Here is a 20,301-nt window from a genome sequence, read left to right on the forward strand (position 1 = left end):
CTATTCCTCCAATTGCCGCTTATAAGCCGCCGTATCTGCGGGCACGCCGCTGGTATTCTTGTATGGCCTCATAAAAGTGCCGCTCAGTGAACTCCGGCCAGCATAAGTCTGTAAACCAAAGCTCCGAGTAAGCCAGCTGCCACAGCATAAAGTTGCTGATCCGCAGCTCTCCGCTGGTACGGATCAGTAAATCCGGATCGGGTAGCGGATCGGTCAGCAGATAACGCGAGAACATCGCTTCATCGATTTCTTCAGGCTTCACCTTGCCTGCCTGCGCGTCCCGAACCAGCTGCTGTACGCCCGACAGCATCTCTTTCCGGCTGCCGTAATTGAGTGCAAAATTAAGAATAAGTCCATCATTATGCTTCGTTTGGTCAATGGCATCCTGTATCGACTTGAGCGTGTAATCAGGAAGATCCTGCGGCCAGCCTGTCATCCGGATCTGCACATTGTTGGCGATCAGCTCTTCGATCTCTTTAGGGAAAAACTCTAGCGGCAGCTTCATCAGGTAATCGACTTCTTCCTTGGGCCTCTTCCAGTTCTCTGTAGAGAAGGCATACATCGTAAGAACCCGAACCCCAATGTCGTTTGCCGCCATCGTTATTTTTTTCACGTTTTTCATGCCGGAATGATGTCCTGCAATACGCGGAAGTCCGCGTTTTTGGGCCCATCGGCCGTTGCCGTCCATAATAACGGCCACATGGCTCGGAATGTTGTCGGAATCCAGCCCTTGAGCCGCTTCCGTCGTTTCCGTCTTACCGCCGAACCACTTTACAAATGGTTTCATTGCCAATCCTCCATCAGGAAAGACTAAAAGACTAAAAGCCCCCTAAAAAAAGGGGGTCTTTGCCCATTACACTTCCATGATTTCTTTTTCTTTTGCTTGCAGCGTCTTGTCGACCTCGGCGATAAATTTATCGGTGAATTTCTGGATGTCTTCCTGGTGACCGCGCGATTCGTCCTCGGACAAGCCGGCGGATTTCTCCAGTTTTTTGATATCGTCGTTCGCATCGCGGCGGACGTTGCGGATTGCTACCTTTGCATCCTCGCCGGATCTGCGGGTCATCTTGACCAGCTCAGCGCGGCGCTCTTCCGTCAGGGCCGGGATGATGATCCGGATGCTGCTTCCGTCATTGGACGGGTTCAAGCCCAGATCGGATTTCAGGATCGCCTTTTCGATGGCCGACATCGAGCTTTTATCCCACGGCTGAATCATCAGCGTACGGGAATCCGGCGTATTGATGTTCGCCAGTTGGTTCACGGGCGTCATCGCTCCATAGTATTCAACCTGGACGCGGTCGAGCAGTGCCGGAGTGGCACGACCTGCACGCAGCGACAACAGTTCCTTTTTCAACGAAGAGATCGCTTTGTCCATACGCTCTTCGGCATTTTTTTTAATCGATTGAGGCATTGGCTATACACTCCCTTTTACAATCGTGCCAATCTTCTCGCCAAGCACGACGCGCTTGATATTGCCGCTTTCCGTAATCGAAAAGACGATCAGCGGGATATTATTATCCTTGCACAAGGAAGAAGCGGTGGAATCCATAACGCCAAGGTCCTTGTTCAGCACCTCGAGGTATGTAAGCGTCTCGAACTTCTTCGCAGTCGGATCTTTGAATGGGTCGGCGGAATAAACGCCGTCCACTTTATTTTTCGCCATCAGGATGACTTCCGCCTCGATCTCTGCTGCACGGAGCGCGGCCGTCGTGTCGGTGGAGAAGAACGGGTTACCTGTTCCCGCTGCGAAGATCACAACGCGGCCCTTCTCCAGATGCCGAATCGCCCTGCGGCGGATATAAGGCTCAGCCACCTGCTGCATGTTAATGGAGGATTGTACGCGTGTCGGAACGCCGATCGTCTCCAGTGCGTCTTGGAGGGCAAGGGAATTCATCACGGTAGCAAGCATACCCATATAATCAGCTGTCGCCCGGTCTATGCCTTTTGCGCTGCCGGCGATCCCTCTCCAGATGTTGCCGCCGCCAACGACGATTGCAACCTCAACTTGAAGATCGATCACTTCTTTCACCTGCTGCGCAATGGAGCTGATCATCTCCGAATCAATCCCATAACCTTGCTGTCCTGCCAAGGCCTCACCGCTTAATTTCAATACGACTCTTTTAAAACTCGGACGTTCCAAAGCCACATACCTCCCTTTCGTTCAAGCACATTTCCCGTACTTAACAAACAGGGAACACGTCGGTGTCCCCTGCATGATTGTTGCTATAAGACTTACAGATTCACTTGGCTCATAACTTCTTCTGCGAAGTTTTCTTGCTTTTTCTCCAGGCCTTCACCGAGCTCGTAGCGAACGAAACGGCGGATCGAGAGGTTTTCGCCGATCGTGGCGATTTTTTCTTTCAACACTTGCTCAACCGTTTTGTCCGGATCTTTGATGAACGGTTGCTCCAGCAAGCAGTATTCTTCGTAGTATTTAGCCAGGCGGCCTTCTACGATTTTTTCAACGATTTTCTCAGGCTTGCCTTCGTTAAGAGCTTGGTTCGTCAAGATCTCACGCTCTTTGTCAAGCGCGTCTTGAGGAACTTCGTCACGGCGAAGGAACTTAGGATTGGAAGCTGCGATGTGGAGAGCAACATCACGTACGAACGTTCTGAACTGCTCGTTTTTCGCAACGAAGTCTGTTTCGCTGTTTACTTCGACCAAAACGCCGATTTTACCACCTGCATGGATGTAGGACTCGATCATGCCTTCCGTAGCTAGGCGGTCGGATTTTTTAGCCGCAGCGGCCAAACCTTTTTCGCGCAAAAGCTCGGATGCTTTCGTCAGATCGCCATTGGCTTCTTCAAGCGCTTTTTTACAATCGAGCATACCTGCTCCTGTTTTTTCACGCAATTCTTTTACTGCTGATGCATTTACTGCCATGATAGGGCCTCCTTAATAGTTTCCTGATTTAAATGTACACCTTAAAAAAAGGGCGGTGAAAGGATTTTGCACCTTTGAACCACCCTTTTTCGTATTCGTACGTTATGTGTATTAAGCTGTCGTTTGCTCGCCTTGGTGAGCTTCGATCACAGCGTCAGCCATTTTGGCAGTCAGCAGCTTAACGGCACGGATCGCATCGTCATTACCAGGAATAACGTAGTCGATTTCGTCCGGATCGCAGTTCGTGTCAACGATACCCACGATTGGGATACCGAGCTTGCGGGCTTCAGCCACGGCAATGCGCTCTTTACGAGGATCGATAACGAACAATGCGCTCGGCAGACCCTTCATATGCTTGATACCGCCCAGGAACTTCTCGAGGCGATCTTTTTCTTTGCGAAGGATAATAACTTCTTTCTTAGGAAGAACGTCGAACGTGCCGTCCACTTCCCATTTGTCCAGCTCGTGCAGACGATTGATCCGTTGTTGGATCGTGGAGAAGTTCGTCAGCGTACCACCCAACCAGCGTTGGTTGATGTAGAATTGACCACTGCGCTCTGCTTCTTCCTTCACGGAGTCTTGAGCTTGTTTTTTCGTACCTACGAACAGAATAGTTCCGTTCTCTTCGGCTACTGATCTAACGAAGTTATAAGCTTCCTCAACCTTTTTAACCGTTTTTTGCAGGTCGATAATATAAATTCCGTTTCTTTCGGTGAAGATGTAACGATCCATTTTAGGGTTCCAGCGACGGGTTTGGTGACCGAAATGTACACCAGCCTCGAGCAGCTGTTTCATGGAGATTACTGCCATCCTCACGCACCTCCTCAAATATAGTTGTTTTTGGTACCTCCGCGCGATATCATCTTCACGGTGAAACTTCCAGATTATTGCAAGAACTGTACACTGACAGCGCAGCAGCCGCAACGCGGAAGCACCCTCACCGGAATTCATCGGCGTGTGGATTTTTACACCAAGGTTTACTATATCATAAGTCTCATAAGGTTGCAACTAGCGAGCTGTTTCGTCATAACTCAACAAAACCGGCCCCTAGCCCTGCTTGGTTGTTAGATTCGTAATGATCTGATCCAAGGTCTGTGCTCCTTTGAACTCATGCACGCCCGTGATGATACTGCCGGTCAGACGGCGCTTGCGCATCTCATCCTCGAACGCTTTCTTATCAGTGATCAGACCGCTCTGTACCAGCATGTCCGATACCTGCCACAGCACAAGACCGCTCTGCACGTAAATATAGACGTCTTTGGGAGGCTCAGGAGCCTGCTGCTTGTCCTTCTCCTCGGCAAGCCGCTGACGGATCAGCTCGTCGACCTGAGGCTGAAGATATACCTTGGCATCCTTTTCGTAGACCTGGTAATGAACCGCGGCAGCCTCCTTGAGCTGTTCGCGAGACCATGACTCCGCAGCGACTGCCGGAGCCGGCTTGTCCATTCCTTCTTGGGTCAGAGAGCTTGCACTCGGTGCGGCGTTCATCAACTGCAGCAGAATGGCCCCGGCAATCAATCCGCTGCCGAGCCCGTAGAAGAGCGATTTTTTATTCGACATTCGCACTCTCCTCCTGTTTGCCGAGCTGCAGGATCAGGGCGATTTCGCCTTTGTTTATATCGAGCTTCTTGGCAATCACGTCTATGGATTTGCCTTGGGCGTATAACTGGAAGACTTCGGCATACCGCTGCCTGATATTCATCGGCTTCTCACTGACTTCTACCTGAACGGCAGCCCTATCCGCTTCCGTTTGAGAGGGTACGGGAGCTTCTGCAGCACTCGAATCCGATGCACGGACAGCTGTGGCATAATTACTCGGATTGGCCTCTAATTGCGTTCCCAGGACAGCCTCAGGCGCTGTAGCGGTCTGCTGCTTCTGAATCTGCTCGGTTACGAATCCGACACGGCTGAGCTCCGACTGCAGCTGCTGGTTATGCTTCTCCAGCGTCTCGACACGGACGGCCAGCTTGGCGGCATGCGTGTCATAGTCCTTCTTGGTATCTGTAAATAACTGAACGATGGCCTTGTTCTGCTCCTCCAGCTCTACGGCGAAATGGTCCATAGCGCTCTCGACTTCCTTCATGCCTGAGCTTTCTTTGGAGTTAACCGGCGTACGAGGCAGCAGCTTGGCATAGACGATCAGGAGCAAACCGAACAGCACGATGTAAACCCAGGGTTGATTCAAAGCTATCACCTAATTTCACAACAAGATGTCAAAGCGATATATCGATATGATGTCCCTTGAAAGGATGTCCGTCATGGGGAGCCGAGTCTGCACGCTCCTGAGCATTCTGCACGCGTTCCGCTGGCCCAGCGGAACGACGTTTGCGCGGCCGGCCTTCCCGTCCACCCTCCCGATCCGCAGCGGTCCGGTTCGATTCTTCGGCCTTCGTGCTGATTCGCCGCTGCTCAAGCAGCTGCTTCTCCGACTCCTGAGACAGGGCAGCCTGATCATGCACCGGCTTGTGCATCATCTGCTGCTGCTTCAGCCCGGCCTCATCATTCTTATGGAGGGCGAACTGCATTTCGACGGCTTTCATACTCATCCGGCTTCCCTCCCGGCTCCTTAATGTATCGGCATCATCGCGATATCGCCATCGACCAGCTGAAACTTCACTCGCGGAGAAGTATCCTTAATAAACTTGGTATAACGGCCGATCACAATCTTGGTTCCACTAAATACATTGCCGATAACCTCTACCCTCGCCTGTTCCGAATCCTCCAGCGATTTTTCAATCTCCATGATCCGTTCCTTGGCATTGGATATATCCTCGGCCACCTGCTTCTTGGTGTGGTTCAGCTTAATCCGCAGCCCTACCTTGTCGGGGGTCAGATGACCTGCGGCGGCAAGCTGATCAAGCAACACCAGCGCCTTATCGGTCTTGTCGTGGTTCTCATTATAGGACCTCAAGTTTGCGCGAAGCTGCTGCATCTCGTTACGAAGTTCCGGCAGCACACCCACCTCAATAGCCGTAACCGTAGACATCGCATTGCCCACGGTCCGTCCAATGACACACTCGCCGGCCTGGATCTGGCCTCCGACAATCAGCCCTTTGGCTCCTTGACAGTAAACGAATCTGCCTGCACGGATCTGCGAATGCATGATGCTCTGCGTAACCAAGACTTCCTCGCCGGCTTCCACGGTAGCGTCCTGGATAAAGGAGCACTTGACCCGCTTACCTGCCCGCACGACAGCCTTGTTATGTCCGAGAATTCCAGCACTGATTTCGATAGAGCCTTCGGCTTCGAGATCTGCTCCGTCTACGTTGCCTGTGATACGGATATCCCCCGCAGCTTTGATCCGGAAGCCCGGAAGCACGCTGCCCCGAATAACAACAGACCCGACAAAATCGATATTGCCGATATTGTAGTCGACGTCCCCGTTGACTTCGAAAATCGGAAACACATTAATTTTTTCCCTGTCGGTCTTCGTCACCATTCCATCGATGGCCGCATACAGCGCCAACTGCTCCGGGTCGGTCACGACGTTTTTCCCCAACTTGAACCGTGCTTCCTTACCATCCTTGGCAAAGAGGACTTCTCCCGTTACGGCCCTCCCAGGTGCGCCCTGACCGGCCGGAATACGCTGCGCAATAAGCTGGCCTTTACGCACATTATGAAAAGTAGTTACTTCTTTATAATCAACCTTCCCATCTTCCATCTCCGTCGGCTTCTTCGCATGACCGCTCAGATCGTACAGCATCCGAATTTGTCCGTCAGCACCATGATTAGGCGCCTGTCCGGTGGCAATAGCCGTCTTCGCATAAAAAAACGAGGATGGATCCTTCACAATTTCCAGTAATATCGCTTGGTCCACTCCGTGCACAACATGATAGGACCGGATCAGTTCTTGCAGTTGCTCCAGCGTAGCCGCAAATTTCTCATCACGGTTCGTAAATTGCAAAAATGCTGTCAGCTTATCATCAGATAATACGACATCCAAGTAATAATTTAACGGCATCGTCATTTCGCCCATCATGATCCCCCGCTTTCCTCGCTTTAGTCTTGAAACAATTGCGTTCTGTGGCGGCTTAGGGAACCCCTCAACCGCAGAATCGCTTTGGAGTGCAACTGCGAGATTCTGGATGGGGAAAGACTCATGACCTCGGCAATCTCGCTCAATGAAAGTTCTTCGTAGTAAAACAAGGATACGACCGTTCTTTCTTTTTCTGTCAGACGCTCGATGGCCAGAGCCAGCGTGTCCTTCAAGTACACATCATGAACCGTAGACTCCGGGCTTTTGGCTTTATCATCAATCAGGATGGACAAGCGCGTCTCCGCCTCTTCCTCACGAATCGGGTCATCGACAGAGCAAACCGTCGTCACAGCAATATCCTGCACCATCTGCTGGAATTCACTTTCAGTGATCTGCAGGTACTGGCTCATCTCGGCATCCGTCACCGAGCGAAGATATTGCTGCTCCAGCTTCTGATAGCCTTCCTCGATTTTCTTGGCCTTCTCGCGGACCGAGCGAGGCACCCAGTCCCCCTGGCGCAGACCGTCGATAATCGCACCGCGAATCCGCCAGGAAGCATACGTTTCGAATTGCAGACCGCGCTCGTAGTCAAACTTCTCAATCGCATCGATGAGGCCCATGACCCCATAGCTCGTGAGATCATCCTTCGATACATTTTTGGGCAAGCCGATGGACAGGCGCCCGGACACATAGTCGACCAGAGGCAGATAGGTTTCGATCAAAGTCTGCTTGGCCTCCAGCTTCCGTTCCTCTCTCCACTGCTTCCATTTATCTATATTCGCTAGATGCGATTTTTGCCCGATCATGAAGGATTCACCAACCTTTACTTTTCAATCATCCGGCGAAGCGCCTCAGAGAGCTCCTTGGAAGTCTCCTCAGACGATTCGTCGACCTTGGTTGACAATTTCGGCGGGTTTAACGGTGCGAACAAGGCGTCCTGGGCAGCCGGAGCAGCCTCGTCGATCCGGTTCTTCAGCATCTGGTGAAGCTCAGCGTCCTGATCCGGCGGCGTAACGGCGTCGAAGGTGGTACCCTTGCCGGGATCCCCTTCTTCCTCAGACTCGGACTGGCCTGCATGGCCAAGCCCTGCAAACGTCCCGAGCAGCCACCGGCAGGCAAAGATCACGACGAACAGGATGGCAAAGCTGTAACAGCTTCTTAATAATGTAGTAAGCCAGATATTATTCCCGGCAGACAACGCGAAGGTAATGACAAAAGCAAGGCCGCCGACGATGAAGTTCCATTTGATTGATCCGATCATGGCTACAATTCCTTCACTCCGTGTTGGACGCTGCGGATGACGAGAACTCCCGTCACACAGTCGAATTCGATCGTTCTTCCATAGTTGCCGCCCGTATCCTCCCCCAGGATGGGAATGCGGTAACGGGCGAGAACTTCCTTGCAGGACTCGACATTTCGCGGACCAATCCGCATCGTGTCCGACTGGCTGCCGAAAGAGAACATTTGTGCGCCTCCAGCCATCTTCGCAGCCATCCGGCTGGCTTGCGCGCCGAGCTGCTCCATCTGGCGTATCATTTCCGGCAGCGCCGTATCGGCATATTTGGCGATATTGAGTTTGCCTTCTCTGGCAATCTCAGAGCTTGGCAGCATGACATGAGCCATGCCGGCAACCTTCGCTCTTGCATCGTACAAAGTCAGGCCTACGCAAGAGCCGAGTCCCGTCGTCTTCAGCACACCTGTCTGATGCGCCACATTGAGATCGGCCATCCCGACCTTGATGAGGTTCTCTTGGATCATGGAGTATGCACTCCCAAAGCAATGAAAATTTTCTCGAAAGATTCCGGATCAGGGATCAGGAAGAAATGACCTTCCATCTCTTCCTGTCCATCCAGAAACTTCGTATCAATCAGAAGCGCCTGATCACCCATCTCACCGAACTGCAGCAATCCGTAACCGAGGATGGCACCGGCCATATCGATCGCCAGGGAAGGAACCGTAGGCTGCATATTCAGGTTCGTGAAGTCGGCGAGAGAGGTCAGGTACGATCCGGCCAATATATTGCCGATCTCGTTCAAGGCCGAAAGCTCCATCTCCGTATATTCTTCATCGCTCACCACATCGATGCCGACCAGATTATGCAGCAGCCTCTTTGCGGAATCCAAGCTCAGGATAAAGAACAAGTTGCCTGGCGTTTCCCCTTCGACCCGGAGGAAGATCGCAATCACGACCTGTTCGGCTCCGCCTACGCTATCGGCAATTTCTTCGAAGGGAACCATCCGCACCTTAGGCACCAGCATATCGACCGGCTTATCGAGCAGCTTGGACAACGCGGTAGCAGCATGTCCGGCACCGATATTGCCTACTTCCTTCAGTACGTCCATTTGAAACTCGGCAAATGCGTTAAATGCTTCCACGCTGACTACTCCTCTGCGTTTTCCAATTGAACGATTTCACTTTTATTGAGCACTTCCTGCAGGTTGAGCAGGATCAAAAGACGGTTATCGCCTACCTTAGCGATGCCATGCAGGTATTTCGCTTTGATGCCGCCCACAATCTCCGGCGGGTCGTCGATATGATCGGAGTCGACATCGATCACGTCATTGGCCGAATCTACAATCAATCCGACTTCTATATCACCTACCGCTACAATAATAATGCGTGAGTTGTCCGTATACTCGCTCTCCGGGAAACCGAACCGCCCCCGCAAATCGATAACAGGCGTAACCACGCCCCGCAGGTTGATGACGCCTTTCACAAACTCCGGCGTTTTGGGCACCCGTGTCATCGGCTGCAGCCGTTCGATTGTTTTGACCTTCTCTACTTCGACCCCATACTCTTCATGAGCAAGTGCAAATACGATGACCTTCATTTCTTGTCCCATACCCATCCTCCTTAAATGATCGTGCTCGCCTGAAATCGGCAGTTTATTTGATTAAGGCGTTCGTATCGATGATCAAGGCAACCTGCCCGTCTCCCAGAATTGTCGCTCCGGAAGTGGCAAACAAGTTGGTCAAATACTTGCCAAGCGTCTTCAGGACGATCTCCTGTTGACCGATGAACTCATCCACGACGAGCGCAGCCATCTTCTCCCCCTTGCGGATGACGACGATCTGGGTATCAGCAGTACGGCTGCTCTCTTCACCCGGTACATCGAACAGCTCGGCCAGTGACACGACCGGAATGACCGAATTGCGGTAATCGACCATGCGGTTACCGTGAACCTTGCGGATCTGCTCCTGCTTGATGGCAGCCGTCTCCACAATGGACGAAAGCGGGATGGCATACTTCTCGTTCTTCAGCCGCACCAGCATCGCCGAGATAATCGACAAGGTCAGAGGCAGCTGAACTGTCCACTTGGACCCTGCGCCATAGGTCGATTCTACCTGCACACGGCCGCCGAGACTCTCGATCTTCGTCTTGACCACATCCAGACCGACGCCCCGGCCGGAAATATCCGAGATCTTGTCAGCCGTACTGAAGCCCGAGGCGAACAGCAGCAGAAAGACCTCATTGTCCGACAGACGGGCCGCCTGCTCCTTGGTGACGACTCCGTTCTGAATCGCCTTATCCAGCACCTTGTCCCGGTTGATTCCGCGACCGTTGTCTTCAATTTCGATGAACACATGATTTCCGCTATGATAAGCACGCAGGTTGATCGTTCCCGTCTCAGGCTTTCCGGCAGCAATGCGATCCACCGTAGGCTCGAGTCCATGGTCGACCGCGTTACGCAGCAAATGCACGAGCGGGTCGCCGATTTCATCGACTACCGTACGGTCCATTTCGGTCTCGGCGCCGGTGATAATGAGATCGACTTTTTTGTCCAGGCTTTTGGCAACGTCGCGGATCATCCGCGGGAACCGGTTGAATACGGTATCGACCGGCACCATTCTCAGCTTGAGCACGATGTTCTGCAGGTCGCTGCTTACGCGGGCCATATGCTCGACCGTCTCGGTCAAATCATTCTTGCGAATTTCGCTGGCTAACTGCTCCAGCCGCACGCGGTCAATCAGCAGCTCGCTGAACAGGTTCATCAGCGTATCCAGACGCTCGATATCGACGCGGATCGTACGGTTGGCAACCGGCGTACCGGATGCCGCAGGCTTCTTCTCCACCGCCTTGGCTGGTTCCGCTATAGGAGCCGGAGCGGAACCAGCGGCTACCTCAGCCTTCGCCTGAATGATCTCCGCAGCTGCCGGCTGCATCCGAGCAGTCAGCTTCTCTTGATCCAGCACGACGATCTCTACACGATCGATTTCAGAGACACTGGCAATCTGAGCATGGAGCGTGTCCTGGTCCGTCTGGGATATGAAGTAAACAGAAAACTTCTGATCGAATTTATCTTGCTCGATGTCTTCGACAGCCGGCAGCGACTTGATCACTTCCCCATTCTGCTCCAGCACGTTGAACACCATGTAGGCTCTCGCCGCCTTCAGGACGCAATCCGGTCTGACGGATACCTCAATCCAGAATACCGGAATGCCTGCCTCAATCGTCTGCTCGAGAATCGACAGCTGGAACTCGTCAAGCTCAGCAGCGCCCCCTTGGCCATTGGCAGCCGTAGAAACCTGGGCTCCTGCTGAGCCGGCAGCCTTCAGATAATCTCCGGAGACAATGGACTTGAGTGCAGCAACGACGGCGGTAACATCGGCCTTACCGGTTCCGCCTTGAATAATATCGTCAACCATGGTTTCGAGAGAATCCAAACTCTTGAACAAACAATCGAAAATGAACGAGTCCATCTTCAGCTTATGATTGCGAACCAAATCCAGCACGTTTTCCATCTCATGGGTAAGGGAAGCGATATCCTCGAAGCCCATCGTAGCCGACATTCCCTTGAGGGTATGGGCGGAGCGGAATATGTTCTGAACAATGCTGATGTCTTCCGGACTGCTCTCGAGGCTTAACATGTTTTCATTGATCGCTTGCAAATGATCCTTGGATTCGTCAATAAACATCGAGAGATATTGATTCATCTCCATAAGCACACCTCCGTCATGGTCATCATTTTATGTATTTCACACTAAGACAGATTTGCAGCACCGACAACGGCTACCAGTTTCCCAGCAATTTCCTGCTGCGGCAATACGTGAGTGACTCCTTTCAATTCCACTGCGGCGCGAGGCATCCCGTAGACGATACAAGTGTTCTCGGCTTCGGCGATCGTCGTGACAGCTCCCGCATCGAGCAAAGCCTTCATTCCCTTCGCTCCGTCCGAGCCCATACCGGTCATAATAACGATATGACGCTTCAGCTCCTTGAGCGGCAGCAGCGATTCGAACAGCGCATCCACAGAAGGCCGGTGTCCGCCACGGGGTTCATCCTTGCTCAGATGAATCCGGTATCCGCCTGATCCATTCCGCGCGACAGCCATATGGAATCCGCCGGGAGCCACGTAGGCCGCTCCGTTTTCCAGCACCATGCCTTCCTCGGCCTCGACAACCTTCAGCCCGGAGACCGAGTCAAGCCGGATCGCCAGCGATTTGGTGAAATTGGGAGGCATATGCTGAACGATAACGACCGGAGCGGCCAGCTCCCCCGGAAGATGGGCAAGCACCTGGTGCAGTGCCCTCGGGCCCCCCGTAGATGTACCGATGGCAACCAATTGCTGCACGGGTCCAAGCTTGCGCCCGGACAAAGGCTCCGCCGAAGGCGGACGAGCAGCCACAGGACGAGGCAGCAGCGGATTGGATAACGGAGGCGGTAAGGGCGCCTGTCGCTCCAATACCTCTGGCGAGAAGCTGACCCGCTTCATTTTGGTGCGGACAGCGGCGTGAAGCTTCTCCAAGATGAGCCTTTTTACCTTGTGCAGGTCGAGCGAAATGGAGCCCGAAGGCTTGCCTACAAAATCAAAAGCGCCCCACTCCAATGCCTTGATGGTCTCGGAGGCTCCTTCTTGAGTCAAGCTGCTCAGCATAATGACGGGCAGCGGGCACTCTTTCATAATGACACGCAACGCCTCCAGGCCGTTCATGATGGGCATTTCGATATCCATCGTTACGGCATGGGGACGGAATTTTTTCACAAGTTCAATAGCCTCTTTACCGTTCTTCGCCGTACCTACGACGCGTAATGACGGGTCCTCCGATATGAAGTCCGAGATCAGCTTCCTCATGAAGACCGAGTCGTCCACGACCAGAACATCATACGGCTGCTGCATAGTACCACTCCTCTACGTTGTCAATTAGGTCTGAAGGCCAGTAGCTGATTCGCACAGGAAGGAATACCGGTCGATTATTGTTTAAGCAGACGGACCATCCGGTTCAGGAAGCCCTTGACCGAAGCGGACTGAGTCTCCGCAGGCATCTGATTGGCTAGAAAATCATTCGTCAGATGGCCTAGGGACTTCGCTGCGGAGCTCTCCGGGAAAGCCAGCATAAACGGCACCTGTTTTCTGACCGCCCGCGAAACTGCCGCATCATCCCATACATAACCGATCGTGGGAATGTCCAGATTCATAAACTGCTTAGCTACCATACTGATCTTATCAGCGGTTTGCCGGCCTTCCTTCCAGTCCAGCACCCGGTTGACGACCAGCCTGAAATTTACGTTGTGGTCCATCGAATGAACCATTTTAATGATCGCGTACGCGTCGGTAATCGAGGTCGGCTCCGGCGTCGTGACGACGATCGTTTCCTGGGCCGCCAGAATAAATTTCAAGGTTTCCTTCGATAAGCCGGCTCCCGTGTCAAACAGGATGAAATCAACATGCCCATTCAATTGATTGACTTGGTCGGCAAAATAATCGAGCTGCTCCTCCGAGAGCCTGATCAGGTCATTGAACCCCGAGCCTCCGGCAATAAACTGCAGCCCCTGCGGCCCGGTGTTAATAATATCCCAGACCGTCCTCTCCCGTTTGAGCAGATGATAGAGGCTGTATTTGGATGTAATCCCCATCAGCACGTCAATATTAGCGAGGCCGATATCGGCGTCGAAGATCAGCACCTTAAACCCTTTATTTTGCAAAGCCAGCGCGAAGTTTAACGTGAAGTTAGACTTACCGACGCCTCCCTTGCCACTGGTAATCGTTATGATGCGCGTTGATTTCTCCCCTTGCAGGGCACCTTGATGCTTGATCAGATTCCGAAGCTCTTGTGCCTGGTCCGTCATGGTTCCCGATCCTCCAGAATCAGATCAATAATTTGCTTTTCTTGCAGTACCCTAATATCATCGGGCACGCTTTGTCCATTCGCCACATAGGAAGGCTGCAGTCCAAATTCGCGGATGATGTTAGGAATCGCTCCATAGGAATCCGTCTCGTCCAACTTGGTGAACAACACTTTATCCAGTTTGAACTTATTGAAATTACTCGTAATGGCCTTTATATCCTTGTACTTCGTCGTCAGACTAAGCACGAGGAATGTTTCGCTCTTCCCTCCGGACCGCAGAAGGGCATTCAGCTCGGATACGTACATCTCATTGCGGAAATTCCGGCCCGCCGTATCCATGAAGATGAGGTCGCAGTCCTTCAGGTTCTCGAAGGCTCTGTTCAGGTCAAGCGGTGAGAAAACGACTTCCAGCGGCACATTCAATATCGTCCCGTATGTTTTCAACTGCTCGACCGCTGCGATCCTGTACGTATCGGACGTAATAAAGCCTACCTTGCGCTGATGCTTAAGCACCTGTTCCGCAGCGAGTTTGGCGATGGTTGTCGTTTTACCAACACCGGTCGGCCCTACAAAATGGGCAATCCGGGTATCCGCAGCGATCGACTTTACACCATCGCCCGCGAGAATCGCGAGCAGCTGCTTCTCCAGGGAATGTCTGACGAACTCCTCGGTCAGCTCCGCCTCCTCCCGCACCGCCTCTTCGGCTGCGACAGCCATGAGCTCATCGACGAGCAGCGGATCTACCTCCTGCTCCAGCAATCTGCGTTCATATCGCTGCAGACTTGGGTGCTGCTCCTCCACCTCGCCTTGCCGTAGAGAGAGCTTCAGCATCATGTCCTTCATCTGCTTGATCTCATCGAGCAGCATATCCTCCTTGGCCCGAATCATGCCTGCTGCTTGCGAGCGCTGAAACGGCGCGATGGGGAGCGGCGAAGCGGCCGGTGCGGGCGTTTCCGGGAAAACATCCGGTACCTCAGGAAAGGCCAGCGATAGCTTCTCTTCTCGCGAAGCTTGTGTCATCGCGGGTTGAACGGCTTGCGGCGCATGACCCGCCTGGGCGCCATAAGCAGCGGCCACCAACGGTTTGGCCGTCGTGGCGACCGCAGACAAGGAAGCCTGCGGCTGTGCTGACTGGCGCGAAGACGACGGCGGGTCCGCAGGTTTCCCTGACGGACCGGAGGCCGCTTGATCCATAGCGGCGATAACTTCAATCTTTTTCTTGGTAAACATCCCCAGGAAGCCGCCAGTGCGGACCTCCTTGGTATTGATAATGACCGCATCCTTGCCGAGATCGTTGCGAATCTTTTGCAGGGCATCCGGCATGGAATCGACGACGTATCGCTTCACTCTCATAAGTTAACGACCCCCATGCTTTGAATTTCAACGCTCGGCTCCAGCTCGCTGTAAGACAGCACCGGAATATCCTGCATCGTCCGCTCCAGCAGCTGGCGCAAATACATACGAATCGTCGGTGATGTAAGCACGATCGGCTGCTGCCCAGATTGGAGCAGCTTCGTGACCTGATCGGTCACCCGCTGGTAAATCACCTGCGTCGAGGTCGGATCGAGGGACAGGTAGCTTCCCTGATCCGATTGCTGCACCGACTCGGCGATCTTCTTCTCGAGATTCGGCCCGACGGTAATGACCTTGAGCGAATCTCCGCTTGTCGTATACTGCTGAGTGATCTGGCGGGACAATGCCTGGCGTACATACTCGGTCAGCACATCCGGATCCTTCGTATACGTTCCGTAATCGGCGAGCGTCTCGAGAATGGTGACCAGGTCGCGGACCGAGATTTTCTCGCGGAGCAGCTTGACCAGCACCTTCTGTACATCCCCAAGCGACAGTACATTCGGGATCAGGTCGTCCACGAGAGCCGGATAGCTTTCCTTGACATTCTCGATGAGTGCCTTCGTCTCTTGACGCCCGAGAAGCTCATGGGCATGCTTCTTGATAATTTCGGTCAGATGCGTCGCTACGACAGACGGCGGATCGACGACAGTGTAACCAGACAGTTCGGCGCGCTCCTTGGTCGGCTCATCGATCCATAGCGCTGGAAGTCCGAATGCAGGCTCCAGCGTATCGATGCCCGTAATGGAATCGTCATCGAAACCAGGGCTCATCGCGAGATAATGACCGAGCAGCAAATCTCCGCGAGCCACGATGTTGCCTTTGATCTTGATGATATATTCGTTAGGTCTCAGTTGAATGTTATCCCGTATCCGAATGACCGGTACCACAACGCCAAGCTCCAAAGCACACTGTCTGCGGATCAGGATAATCCGGTCAAGCAGGTCGCCACCCTGCTGCGTATCAGCCAGAGGGATGAGGCCATAACCGAATTCGAACTCGATCGGATCGACGTTCAGGAGACTGATGACGCTCTCCGGACTCCGGACTTCCTCGATCTGCTGCTCTTCTTCGAGCTGCACCTCTTCCGCTTGCTTCCGCTGCATCGTTTGTGTCATCCGGTAAGCGGCGAACCCTAGCAGCAAAGCGATCGGGAAGGTCGTCCAGAAATGAATCGGCGTAAACAGACCCAGCGCCGTAACCGTACCTGCCGCAATGTACAGCAGCTTGGGATAGGAAAACAACTGGCTGGTCAGGTCATGTGCCAGGTTGCCGTCCGAGGCGGCCCGGGTCACGATAATTCCCGCAGCCGTCGAGATCAGAAGCGCGGGAATCTGGCTGACCAGACCGTCACCGATCGTCATGATCGAGTACTTCTCCCCTGCTTCCGCAAAGCTCATGCCCTTCATGGCAACCCCGATAATCAACCCGCCGATGATGTTGATAAGGAGCATGATAATCCCAGCAATCGCGTCACCTTTGACGAACTTACTCGCACCGTCCATCGCTCCGTAGAAGTCTGCCTCGCGGGCGATTTTTTCACGCCGTTCCTTGGCCTGCTGCTCGTTGATCATACCGGCGTTCAGATCGGCGTCAATGCTCATCTGCTTGCCCGGCATAGCATCGAGTGTAAATCTTGCCGCTACTTCGGCAACGCGCTCGGAACCTTTGGTAATGACAATAAATTGCACGAGTACGAGAATGATAAACACGACGAAACCGACAACCAGGTTGCCTGCCGCGACGAAAGAACCAAAGGTTTCGACCACATTACCGGCATCCGCATGAGCCAGGATGTTCCGGGTCGTAGAAACGTTGAGCGCCAGTCTGAACAAGGTTGTAATCAGGAGCAGGGAAGGAAAGATGGAAAATTGCAGCGCATCGGTCGTATTCATGCCAACCAGGATAATCATAAGCGCCAGCGTAATATTCATAATAAGCAAAAAGTCCAACAGCCAAATCGGGAGCGGTACGACCATCATGAGAATGATGCCGATTACGCCAATAAGAACGACAAAGTCTCTTGGTTTCAATGCCGGTGCCCCCTTTCCGTAACGTACGCATCATGCGTTTCTTAATTGGCTTTGCCTTTCAGCTTGTACACATAGGCCAGTACCTCGGCCACAGCCTGGAACATGTCGGCGGGAATCGCTTCGCCGATTTCCACTTGTGCGTACAAAGCACGGGCGAGCGGTTTATTTTCAATCGTCGTAACCCCGTGATCTTTGGCAACTTGCTTGATTTTCAGAGCGACGTAATCCGAACCCTTGGCAATCACTGTAGGTGCTTGCATCTGGGATCCGTCATACTGAAGCGCGACGGCAAAGTGAGTCGGATTCGTAATGACCACATCGGCTTTCGGCACATCCTGCATCATCCGCTGCAGAGCCATGCGGCGCTGCTTCTCCCGGATCTTACCTTTGATCAGCGGGTCACCCTCCGACTTCTTGTACTCATCCTTGATGTCCTGCTTGGACATCTTCAGCCCCTTCTCATACTCATACTTCTGGTACATATAATCCAGGACCGCCAGTACAATCAATACGGCACCAATCTTCACACCAAGCATCAGGACGAGCGAAGAGGTAAACGACAAGATTTCTTCCAAAGGCAGATGCGCCAGCTGCATAATATGCTCGCGCTCCCCCATCAGTGTCGAATACACAATGTATCCGATAACGGACATCTTGAGCATCGATTTCAGGAAATCGACGACAGCCCGCATCGAGAACAGCTTCTTAGCCCCTTCGAGCGGATTGATCTTGCTGAACTTCATCATCAGCGGATCGCCCGTCATCAGAAAGCCGATCTGCAGGTAATTGCCTGCAATGGCGATGATTACGGAGATCAGGAAGATCGGCCCTACAATCATCAGAATTTGAAGACCCAGCTTCTCGAACAGTACAAGCACATTGTCTGCGGTCACACTCAGCAGCAGAAAATCCGTGTAGACGGAACGGAACATGCCGACAAGATGGGTTTTCATGAACCCTCCGAAAACAAAAAACGAGAGAAAGGAGAAAAAAAGAATGAAGGCGGCAGGTAATTCCATGCTCTTCGCAACTTGCCCTTTTTTCCTGGCATCCTGCTTTTTCTTAGGTGTCGCGGGCTCCGTCTTCTCTCCAGCGAACAGCTGGAGGTCAAGCCGCAGGCGAAATGCCGGACTCGCCACGTCCATCCCTTCCATACCAGCCATTCCTCCCATCAATTCTGAAAGAGTCCGAAGAACCCTTTCATGGCTTCCATCATCTTGGCGAATATGTCCGTAAACAAAATTTCATAGCCCGGAAACAACAGCACCAGCATCAGCAGCCCGATCAATAATTTGAGCGGCAGCCCGATGACGAAAATATTGAACTGTGGGGCCACCCGGGCGAGCAGCCCGAGACCGACATCGGTCAGAAACATCGCTACGACGAGGGGCGCCGCCATCTGAAAGCTTAACGCAAACACCTCAGAGAATGTCTTCACGATGAATTCCGAAATTTGTCCCCCGTACATCCTGTCAAACAAATCATTCGAAAGCGGAATCCACTCATAACTCCGCATCACCGCTTCAAGCAAATACAGATGACCGTTCAAAGTCAGAAACAAAAGCGTCGCGATCATAAACTTCAGGTTGCCAATTACCGGGCTCTGTGTACCGCTCATCGGGTCGATGACGTTCGCAATACCGAACCCCATCTGAATATCAATGAATGCACCGGCGACCTGCACGACCGTAAAGAACAGGTAGGCTACGAAGCCTAGGCACAAGCCGACGAGTATTTCGCGGATAATTGCAAGTATGTACAGACCGTCAATGACAACTCCCGCTTGGGCCCCAGCTCCGCCGAACGCGGCGAGGGCGATGAAAAAAGACAATCCAAGCTTGAACTGCGTAGGTACGTTACGGGCCGAGAAGATCGGGGCCACCAGAAAAAAAGAGGTCACCCGGCACAAGATTAGCATATACGCCGGAAAATAAGATAGGATCCATTCCATCCTCCGGGCCTACCCTACGAACTTGTACAAATTGTTCATCAAGTTATAGGTAAAGTCCACCAGCGTATTCAAAATCCACGGTCCGAAAACCAAAATCGACAACAGCACCAGCACGATTTTCGGTACAAAAGCCAGCGTCTGCTCCTGGATTTGGGTAGTGGCCTGAAACACGCTTATGATCAGGCCGACGACAAGGGCAATGACCATCATCGGGGCACTGGCCTTCAGCGTCGTATACACAGCCTCACCGGCCAACCGAATAATAAACTCCGTGCTCAATGCAAGATCCCTCCATGTCCGGTTATGAGTTATAGCTCAGCAGCAGCGATCGTACGACCAAGTACCAACCGTCCACGAGAATGAATAGCAGTATTTTGAACGGCAACGAGATCATGACTGGCGGGAGCATCATCATCCCCATCGCCATGAGCGTACTGGCAATGACCATATCGATAACCAGAAAAGGGATAAAGATCATAAAGCCCATCTGAAATGCAGTCTTCAGCTCGCTGATCGCATAAGCCGGAACCAGCGCAGTAAGAGGGGTATCCTCCACTCCACTCGGCGGCGGCGCCTTGGTGTAGTCCAGGAACAGCTTCAGATCCTTCTGCCGGGTATGCTTGAACATAAACTCCTTCATGGTTAGCGAAGCTCTTTCCAAAGCGACGGTTTGCGTAATCTCACCTTTGCTGAAAGGCTGAAAAGCATTCTGATTAATGTCTCCGAAAGTCGGAGCCATAATGAAAAAGGTTAGAAATAAGGCAAGCCCGATCAGCACCTGGTTCGGCGGCATCTGCTGAGTACCCAGGGAGGTACGTACAAAGCCGAGCACAATAATGATGCGAGTAAAGCTGGTCATCATCACCAGAATCGCGGGAGCGATGCTCAAGATCGTAATCAGGAGCAGAATGGTGACCGTTCCGGAGGCGTTGCCTGATCCGCCAATATCGATATTGATACCGGGGATCGGATCGGCTGCCCATGCTTGTCCACCTACAGAAGCGAGCATCATGACGAACAACAGCAGCACTACTGATTTGA

Annotated in this window: 23 protein-coding genes; all 23 read right to left on the minus strand. The window is 52.7% G+C overall.

The window, feature by feature from the left end; translation table 11 throughout:
* Positions 1–19: 19 nt before the first annotated feature.
* A complete protein-coding gene (locus WMW72_RS20040; RefSeq protein WP_341417324.1) occupies positions 20–787 on the minus strand; it encodes an isoprenyl transferase in 768 nt (255 codons plus the stop codon).
* Positions 788–853: 66 nt separating this feature from the next.
* Positions 854–1,411 carry a ribosome recycling factor gene (gene frr, locus WMW72_RS20045; RefSeq protein ID WP_341417325.1) on the minus strand — a complete coding sequence of 186 codons (558 nt, stop codon included), beginning with the start codon at positions 1,409–1,411 and terminating at the stop codon, positions 854–856.
* Between the two features lie 3 nt (positions 1,412–1,414).
* A complete protein-coding gene (pyrH, locus tag WMW72_RS20050; RefSeq protein ID WP_341417326.1) occupies positions 1,415–2,140 on the minus strand; it encodes a UMP kinase in 726 nt (241 codons plus the stop codon).
* A gap of 92 nt (positions 2,141–2,232) precedes the next feature.
* Positions 2,233–2,883 carry a translation elongation factor Ts gene (gene tsf / locus WMW72_RS20055; protein ID WP_341417327.1) on the minus strand — a complete coding sequence of 217 codons (651 nt, stop codon included), beginning with the start codon at positions 2,881–2,883 and terminating at the stop codon, positions 2,233–2,235.
* Between the two features lie 111 nt (positions 2,884–2,994).
* Entirely contained in the window at positions 2,995–3,693 is a 699-nt protein-coding gene (gene rpsB / locus WMW72_RS20060) for a 30S ribosomal protein S2 (protein ID WP_159884346.1), read from the minus strand.
* A 237-nt stretch (positions 3,694–3,930) separates the two neighbouring features.
* On the minus strand, positions 3,931–4,443 hold the full coding sequence (locus tag WMW72_RS20065) for a hypothetical protein (protein ID WP_341417328.1): 513 nt from the start codon (positions 4,441–4,443) through the stop codon (positions 3,931–3,933).
* A complete protein-coding gene (locus WMW72_RS20070; RefSeq protein WP_341417329.1) occupies positions 4,433–5,068 on the minus strand; it encodes a DUF6115 domain-containing protein in 636 nt (211 codons plus the stop codon). Before WMW72_RS20070 ends, WMW72_RS20065 begins: the two co-directional genes overlap by 11 nt.
* Positions 5,069–5,096: 28 nt before the next feature.
* On the minus strand, positions 5,097–5,429 hold the full coding sequence (locus WMW72_RS20075; protein WP_341417330.1) for a hypothetical protein: 333 nt from the start codon (positions 5,427–5,429) through the stop codon (positions 5,097–5,099).
* A gap of 20 nt (positions 5,430–5,449) precedes the next feature.
* Positions 5,450–6,859, minus strand: coding sequence for a DUF342 domain-containing protein (locus tag WMW72_RS20080; protein ID WP_341417403.1), 1,410 nt, complete (start codon positions 6,857–6,859; stop codon positions 5,450–5,452).
* A gap of 23 nt (positions 6,860–6,882) precedes the next feature.
* Complete coding sequence (locus WMW72_RS20085) at positions 6,883–7,665, minus strand: FliA/WhiG family RNA polymerase sigma factor (RefSeq protein ID WP_341417331.1); 783 nt, start codon at positions 7,663–7,665, stop codon at positions 6,883–6,885.
* Between the two features lie 17 nt (positions 7,666–7,682).
* The gene (locus tag WMW72_RS20090) at positions 7,683–8,120 is read right to left on the minus strand and encodes a hypothetical protein (RefSeq protein WP_341417332.1); all 438 of its coding nucleotides are present in this window, start codon (positions 8,118–8,120) and stop codon (positions 7,683–7,685) included.
* A gap of 2 nt (positions 8,121–8,122) precedes the next feature.
* Positions 8,123–8,617, minus strand: a complete 495-nt coding sequence (locus tag WMW72_RS20095; protein ID WP_341417333.1) for a chemotaxis protein CheD — start codon at positions 8,615–8,617, stop codon at positions 8,123–8,125.
* Positions 8,614–9,201 (minus strand): chemotaxis protein CheC, encoded by a 588-nt coding sequence (locus WMW72_RS20100; RefSeq protein ID WP_423227571.1) that lies wholly within the window; start codon positions 9,199–9,201, stop codon positions 8,614–8,616. Before WMW72_RS20100 ends, WMW72_RS20095 begins: the two co-directional genes overlap by 4 nt.
* A gap of 38 nt (positions 9,202–9,239) precedes the next feature.
* Positions 9,240–9,701: a chemotaxis protein CheW gene (locus WMW72_RS20105; protein WP_341417335.1), complete on the minus strand. Its 462-nt coding sequence runs from the start codon at positions 9,699–9,701 to the stop codon at positions 9,240–9,242.
* Positions 9,702–9,744: 43 nt separating this feature from the next.
* Entirely contained in the window at positions 9,745–11,799 is a 2,055-nt protein-coding gene (locus WMW72_RS20110) for a chemotaxis protein CheW (protein WP_341417336.1), read from the minus strand.
* A gap of 41 nt (positions 11,800–11,840) precedes the next feature.
* Entirely contained in the window at positions 11,841–12,977 is a 1,137-nt protein-coding gene (locus WMW72_RS20115) for a protein-glutamate methylesterase/protein-glutamine glutaminase (protein WP_341417337.1), read from the minus strand.
* Positions 12,978–13,051: 74 nt separating this feature from the next.
* Positions 13,052–13,927 carry a MinD/ParA family protein gene (locus WMW72_RS20120; RefSeq protein WP_341417338.1) on the minus strand — a complete coding sequence of 292 codons (876 nt, stop codon included), beginning with the start codon at positions 13,925–13,927 and terminating at the stop codon, positions 13,052–13,054.
* Positions 13,924–15,279 carry a flagellar biosynthesis GTPase FlhF gene (flhF, locus tag WMW72_RS20125; protein WP_341417339.1) on the minus strand — a complete coding sequence of 452 codons (1,356 nt, stop codon included), beginning with the start codon at positions 15,277–15,279 and terminating at the stop codon, positions 13,924–13,926. Before flhF ends, WMW72_RS20120 begins: the two co-directional genes overlap by 4 nt.
* Entirely contained in the window at positions 15,276–17,309 is a 2,034-nt protein-coding gene (flhA, locus tag WMW72_RS20130) for a flagellar biosynthesis protein FlhA (protein ID WP_341417340.1), read from the minus strand. Before flhA ends, flhF begins: the two co-directional genes overlap by 4 nt.
* Positions 17,310–17,350: 41 nt before the next feature.
* Entirely contained in the window at positions 17,351–18,463 is a 1,113-nt protein-coding gene (gene flhB / locus WMW72_RS20135) for a flagellar biosynthesis protein FlhB (RefSeq protein WP_341417404.1), read from the minus strand.
* 17 nt (positions 18,464–18,480) lie between these two features.
* Complete coding sequence (fliR, locus tag WMW72_RS20140) at positions 18,481–19,260, minus strand: flagellar biosynthetic protein FliR (protein ID WP_341417341.1); 780 nt, start codon at positions 19,258–19,260, stop codon at positions 18,481–18,483.
* Positions 19,261–19,269: 9 nt separating this feature from the next.
* Positions 19,270–19,539 (minus strand): flagellar biosynthesis protein FliQ, encoded by a 270-nt coding sequence (fliQ, locus tag WMW72_RS20145; RefSeq protein WP_341417342.1) that lies wholly within the window; start codon positions 19,537–19,539, stop codon positions 19,270–19,272.
* Positions 19,540–19,561: 22 nt separating this feature from the next.
* On the minus strand, positions 19,562–20,272 hold the full coding sequence (gene fliP / locus WMW72_RS20150; protein WP_423227572.1) for a flagellar type III secretion system pore protein FliP: 711 nt from the start codon (positions 20,270–20,272) through the stop codon (positions 19,562–19,564).
* Positions 20,273–20,301 lie beyond the last annotated feature (29 nt).

Source organism: Paenibacillus filicis (assembly GCF_038070315.1).
In the GTDB taxonomy this organism is placed as follows: Bacteria; Bacillota; Bacilli; order Paenibacillales; family NBRC-103111; genus Paenibacillus_G; species Paenibacillus_G filicis.